Below are 6584 nucleotides of genomic sequence, written 5' to 3'. Positions count from 1 at the left end.
CCTGTGACTTCTCCAACTTGATAGCATGTCAGGATGAATACCGTACTTATTAGCGATCATCTTAACTGTATCTGTGGTGTCTAACGACTCTTGAACGACTTTTATTTTAAATTCGAGGGAATATCTACGCTGTGACTTTACTTTCATGATTACTGACTCCAAAAAGGTGTCTACTTTTATGGAGTCAGATCAATCTTCCCTGTAGTTTTTCTCTTGTACAAGAACTTATTATTCTTATTCACGCGAAATAAATTTCACGCCTACGGTACTAACTTTGCTCTTTCACCTTGCTAACTCGCTAACTGACTAACTTATATGTTTTATCTGATAGCTGACGGCTGAAAGCTGATAGCTCCTGTGCGTTGGGTTTCGCTCTACTCTAACCAGCCTACGAGCTAATGAGTCAAGCACTGTGGGTCGTCATTTATAGCGACACATAATCGTTTAATTGACGGGCTAAAGCCCGACCTACGACTTACCCGTTATTTAAGAAATATCGCGCGAAATAAATTTCACGCCTACATCTAAATTCAAAGACCCGCACGATCGACTTAAAGCTTTTTATCTGAAAGCTGATAGCTCCTGTGTGTTGGGTTTCATTTCACTCTACCCAACACACATGCTTTCAACCTATCGACCCCTACTTAAACCATCCCTGAAAGCGCTCCATTAATAGGTAATTAACTGGCACTAATAGTAAGGTGATAAGCGTTGCGAAGATAATCCCAAATCCAAGGCTTACCGCCATTGGAATAAGGAATTGTGCTTGCGTTGCTTTTTCAAATAACAGCGGCATTAAACCAATAAAGGTGGTTAAACTGGTTAGCATTACTGGGCGAAAGCGTGCCGCACCGGCGAGCTTAACGGTTTCAAGTAAATCACCGCCCTCTTCACGCTTCTTATTAATAAAATCAACCAGTACCAATGAGTCATTCACTACAACGCCTATCAAGGCTAGCATGCCAAGTAGGCTCATAATGGTTAACTCCATGCCCATTACCCAGTGACCCATTACCGCACCTATCATACCAAACGGAATAACACTCATCACAATTAATGGCTGCATATATGATTTAAACGGTATCGCTAATAATGCATAAATAATAAAGAATACAAACACCAGACCCCAAGCGAGTGAACCAAATGATTCACGCTGCTCTTTGGCTTCACCTTCGAGCGAGTAATCAACACCTGGGTATTGCACCATTAGCTCATCTAAGTAGGTTTTTAAGTCTGCTTGCAGTACTGTCATATTGGTATTTGATTTTTCAACATCGGCTGTCACATTCAACGTGCGATAGCGATCAATACGATAAATAGACGAAGGGCTTTGCCCCGGTACTAAGGTCGCCACATGCGACAATGGCACTGTGCCACCCGTTGGGGTTTTAATTAAAATATCGGTTAAATCAGCAACTGAGCGGCGCTCTTCAATTGGCAAACGCACCATTACACGCACATCATCACGACCACGTTGAATACGTTGAACTTGCGCACCAAAGAACGAATTACGCACTTGTTGCGATACATCAACACGGTTTAAACCAAGCGCTAAACCTTGCTCTGTTAGCTCAATTTGCAGCTCGTCTTTACCATCTGACATGCTATCGGCAATTTCGTACACAGTTGGGTAAGTTGCTAAACGTTCTTTGACTTTTTCTGCCACAGCTTCAAGGGTGTCGATTGAGCTGCCACTTAGCTGCACATCAATAGGGTCTGAACTGCGACCAAATTCAGCACGGAAAGTCACACTCTCTGCGCCCGGTATAATACCAATAAGGTCACGCCATTCACTGGCAAGCTCTCGAGAGCCAATATCTGATTCACGTTTTTCGGCTGGTGTGATTTCAAAGCGCACACTACCTGTATTTGAAGAACCACCTCGGCCACCTGTGGTTGCCAAAATATTTAAAATCACGCTTTGACCTTCTTCATCGCGATACTTGTCTTGTAGCTCTTTGGCCTTATCTGACATATCGATGATGTATTTGTTGGTCACTTCAAACGGTGTTCCAGCAGGGAATGTTAGCTCTGCGCGAACGGTTTCACTTGGAATACGCGGGAAGAATATAAACTTCGTCCAACCGCTGGTGATCAAGGTCAAAATGATAAAGAAAATACCCACGAACAAGCTGACCGTTGCTAATTTATTCTTTAGCGCAACATTTAGTAGCGGCTGATAGTACTTCATAATGGCGTGTTCAAAGCCATCGGCAAAACGCTGCTGAAACTGCTGCAGTTTTGACGGATTACTTTTTTCACTTCGTAGTTTTAAGTACTTTAAGTGAGCCGGCAGAACAAATTTAGACTCTATTAAAGAGAACAGTAATACCGGAATAACGACAACAGGAATTTGCGCAAATAAGGCACCACGGTTACCTTCGATAAAGGCTAATGGTAAAAATGCTGCAACCGTTGTAAGTACACCAAAGGTAACGGGGGTCGCAACTTCTTGCGTACCACGTATAGCAGCTTGCTCACCACTTTCGGCTGTTTTTAGGTGGGTGTAGACATTTTCACCGGTCACAATGGCATCATCAACAACAATACCAAGTACCAAAATAAAACCAAATAAACTCATTACATTAAGCGTAATACCAAAAATTGGCATCGCTAAAAACGCGCCCATGAATGACACAGGGATACCAATAAACACCCAAAACGCAATGGCAGGACGCAAGAACAAGGTAAGTAATGCAAGAACTAAAATGCCACCCTGAATAGCATTGGTTGTTAGCGTCGCAATACGGCTTTTCACGATTTCAGAGTCGTCATCCCAAAAGCTTAACTCAAACCCTTCAGGCAGCTGACTTTGATGCTCGGTAATATAATTTTTTACCGCATCTGCAACTTCAATCGCACTTTGCGGACCAATACGATACACATCAATAAATGCCGCTTGCTTACCATTGAAGCGAGTACGGACTGGGGTTTCTTCGAAGTCATCGGTAATACGGGCAATATCACCTAGGCGAATGATGGTACCATCAGCTTGGTACTTCACCACAACTTGGGCAAACTCATCTTTACGATAGGCTTGGCCTTTTGAACGAATGAGTACATCTCCCCCTTCGGTTTTTAAGTTACCTGCAGAAACATCGGTACTTGAATTACTAATTGCTGAAGAAATGTCCGATAAGCGTAAATCATATTGGCGTAATGTATCTTGGCTTACTTCAATAGCAATTTCGTAATCTCGCACCCCACTTAGCTCTACCTGAGTTATTTCTGGCAAGCGTAATAAGTCATCACGTACATGTTCGGCATATTCTAAAGTTTCTTTTTCGCCGTATTCACTCGACACGGTTACCGCTATTACTTCACGAGTGCGCTGTGCAAGGGCTACAACCGGTTTTTCGGCATCAACCGGAAAAGTGTTAATGGCATCAACCCGGCTTTTAATATCGGCTAATAGCTCCCGTGGGTCATAGCCGGTATCGACTTCAATTGATACCGAGGCAGAGCCTTCTGATGAGCGGCTAGTTATGCGCTTTACGCCTTCGAGATCTTGCACCGCTTCTTCAATACGGATAGCGACACCTTTTTCAACATCTTCAGGTGTTGAGCCACGTAGGGTCACGCTAACACTAATGCGGTCTGCTTCAAATGACGGGAACACTTCAAGTGGTATTTGCGTCGATACGCTAAATAGCCCCGCTAATAAAATGCTGATCAGCAATAAGTTTGCTGCAACATGATTCTTTGTAAACCAAGCTATCATTATTCCGCTCCTTGCTTACGAGCAGCGCGGCGTTGTTCAATTAATTTTTCAACGGTAATACCTTGCTCTTTTGCTTGCTTTTCAAGCTCTTCACGGCTTGGACGCTGTGCTTTACCACGTGTAGCTTGATACGCTTCGCTTCCCATTACCGTCACTTGGGTACCTGAGCTAACTTGACCAAGCGGCGTAATCACTAAGTGATCTCCTGCTGATAAGCCTTCGGCAACCATAGCTTGAGTCGCGTTTTGCCAAGCCAGTGAGATGTTTTTGCGACGCAACACACCTTGCTCTTCAACATAAACATAGGTGCCTTGATAAATAGCACTGTTTGGGATCACAATGGCATTTTCAATCGCCTTGCCGGTAATTTGCGCTTTGATGTACTGACCAATTTTAATTGGGTATTGATTAGCTGAAGTGGCTTTGTAAGGGTCATTAATTTGTGCAACCACATAAAGCTGCTGCGCGCTTTCATCAATGGCACCTTCGGTGCGAATAACTTGACCTTGCCATTGCTGTTTACCAACAAGATCTGAGCTAAATTTAACGAGTGAACCGGCACTATTTTTAGCACCATCACGAAATTGTTCTGGTAAGTTAATGAACGGCAGATCTTTATTTTTGATTGGTAAGCGAATTTCAACACGATCAATGGCATAAATACTGGCAAGTTCCATGTTATTACTCACCACCTGACCTAAGTCTACGCTGCGGCTTAAAACTCGCCCCGCGTATGGTGCCGTGATTTTTGTACGCTCTAAATCAAGTTTCGCTTTTTCAAGCGTCGCTTGGGCAGACAATACACTTGCTTCGGCTGCTGCAAGTTGTGGCTTACGCAGTACCAGGCTACTTGCTTGTTCACCCTTTCCTAAGCGTTCCCAATCGGTAATTGCTTGACGACCACGAGCTTGCTCTTCAAGTAGGCTTTGCTCAGCGGTTAATAAAGCTGCTTGTGCTGATTTTACTTCGGCGCGGTGATCTCTATCATCTAATTGCAACAACACATCGCCTTTTTCGAAAAAGCCACCTTCACGAAATTGCTCACTAATTTCGATAATTTGCCCTGAAGCCTGCGCGACCAGCATACTTTGCGTACGTGGCTTTACGGTGCCAAAACTATCAATCATCACCTGATAGGTTTCTGGTGTTAGGGTCTTAACTGCCACATTTACTTTTGCTTTTGGCGGTGAAGAAAAGCGGTTTGCTTGAGGCGGGTTGCCTTTAATAAACATGACAAGCAGTACCGTCACAACGATCACTACCAATGGAATTAAAATTTTACGTGTCTTGCTATTCATGATTATTGCTCTGCTACTTCGCTGTTTGCTTCACTAAAATCACCACCAAGGGCAATATGTAAGTTGATTCTGTTGATAATTAATTGGTTTTTAAGTTCGATTACCGAACTTTGCGCATTGAACGAGCGGTCTTGTGCATCGAGTACCGTGGTGTAGGTAACTAAACCACTTTGATATTGTTCAAACGCTAATGCCTCTGCGGTAATGGCATTTTCTTGCGCTTCTAAGGTTTTTTCGTAGCGTACTTTAAGCGCTTGCTCTTGGCTGATGGCTGTTTCAACATCGTTAAAGGCATCGTAAAGTGTGGCAAGATACGCCTGCTCTTGGCGCTTAACGTTTAACCTTGCTTGTTCTTCATTGGCTTTTAAGCGACCACCTTCAAAAATTGGCATCGAAATACTACCAATCAGCGACCACGCTAAGCTTGAAGGCGAAAATAAGTCGCTCACTCTATCTGTGCCATCACTGATTGATGCAGAAAGATTTAAGCTCGGAAAACGCTGTTTATGCGCATAAGCAAGCCCAGCGTCGGTGCTAAGCAATTGATACCAGCTTGCCATTAACTCAGGTTTGCGAGTGATAAGCTCTGAAGGTAAACCAAGTGGAATGGCACTGTCGAGTAGAGGTAAATCTGCACTAACGCTTAACGCGCCAGTTGGGTATTGGCCTGTTAAACGCTCTAAATCACGAATTGATTTAGTTAACGTTGCTTGCTGTGCGGCAATGTTTGAGCGCTCAGTATTTAGCTCATTCCGAGCAAGATAAACATCAAGCGCTTCATTTAAACCTTGACGATAACCTGACTCAATAATATCTAAATTTTTTTCTGCGTTTTGCTCACGCTGCTTGTATAGTTCAAGTAATTTGTGATTCGTAATAACATCAAACCAACCCGCTACCACATCAGCAACTAATTGTTGTTTGCTTTGCTCAAATGTGGCTTTTTCAGCTAGGTATTCAAGATTTGCTTGTCGTTCTGAGGCTGATAATTTACCCCATAAATCAACTTCGTAGCTTAATTCTAATGATGCTGAGCTGGCGTTGTTATAACTAACAGGGCGGTTATCTTTACTACGGCTCGCACGTGTTGATAAATCAAGGCTTGGCCATAAATCAGCCCCAGCAGCAATAAGCTGCTGCTCTTTAATCGCGACATCATAGCCCGCTTGTAAAATCGCTTGGTTATGGGCTAATGCTTGCTCAACTAAAGTAAAAACTTGAGGGTCGTGTAATTGCTGCAACCAGTTATCTTCAACAGCAAGCGCTTTGTCGCTAGAAGGGAGTTGCTGCCATGCACTTGGTACTGTCTCAAGCTCAGCAACTCGTTCATTGTGAGTCGGCTGGCTCGCACATGCACTTAGCAAAATTACACTTAAAGCCAATAAACTCGGCTTATATTGCCAATTCATTCTAAAAACCTGAAAAACATCTATTTATGAGTGTAATTCAAGCACCACGCTAAGTTTTGCTCAACTGACTTTACATAACATTACACTGCCTGACATTTGACGACGATGAACGGTAGGAAAATGGAGGTAAGTTGCAAACTATCAGCTATCAGCTAT

4 protein-coding genes are annotated in these 6584 nt (G+C 43.3%); all 4 read right to left on the bottom strand.

Going from position 1 to position 6584, the window contains the following annotated elements; all coding sequences use genetic code 11:
* Positions 1-147: transposase (locus tag CWB80_RS23265; protein ID WP_171041561.1), on the bottom strand; the 147-nt coding region annotated here is incomplete at its 3' end.
* A gap of 493 nt (positions 148-640) precedes the next feature.
* Entirely contained in the window at positions 641-3721 is a 3081-nt protein-coding gene (locus CWB80_RS19830) for an efflux RND transporter permease subunit (protein ID WP_138602760.1), read from the bottom strand.
* Positions 3721-5019 carry an efflux RND transporter periplasmic adaptor subunit gene (locus CWB80_RS19825; protein ID WP_138602762.1) on the bottom strand — a complete coding sequence of 433 codons (1299 nt, stop codon included), beginning with the start codon at positions 5017-5019 and terminating at the stop codon, positions 3721-3723. Before CWB80_RS19825 ends, CWB80_RS19830 begins: the two co-directional genes overlap by 1 nt.
* A gap of 2 nt (positions 5020-5021) precedes the next feature.
* Complete coding sequence (locus tag CWB80_RS19820; protein WP_138602764.1) at positions 5022-6428, bottom strand: TolC family protein; 1407 nt, start codon at positions 6426-6428, stop codon at positions 5022-5024.
* Positions 6429-6584 lie beyond the last annotated feature (156 nt).

Origin of the sequence: Pseudoalteromonas sp. S1650, from assembly GCF_005887195.1 — a bacterium.
Lineage (GTDB): Bacteria > Pseudomonadota > Gammaproteobacteria > Enterobacterales > Alteromonadaceae > Pseudoalteromonas > Pseudoalteromonas simplex.
This window is presented reverse-complemented; position numbering and strand designations above follow the sequence as displayed.

Coding starts and splice junctions, on each gene's coding strand:
- CWB80_RS19830 (WP_138602760.1), bottom strand. CDS start 3,721: ATGATAGCTTGGTTTACAAAGAATCATGTTGCAGCAAACTTATTGCTG.
- CWB80_RS19820 (WP_138602764.1), bottom strand. CDS start 6,428: ATGAATTGGCAATATAAGCCGAGTTTATTGGCTTTAAGTGTAATTTTG.
- CWB80_RS19825 (WP_138602762.1), bottom strand. CDS start 5,019: ATGAATAGCAAGACACGTAAAATTTTAATTCCATTGGTAGTGATCGTT.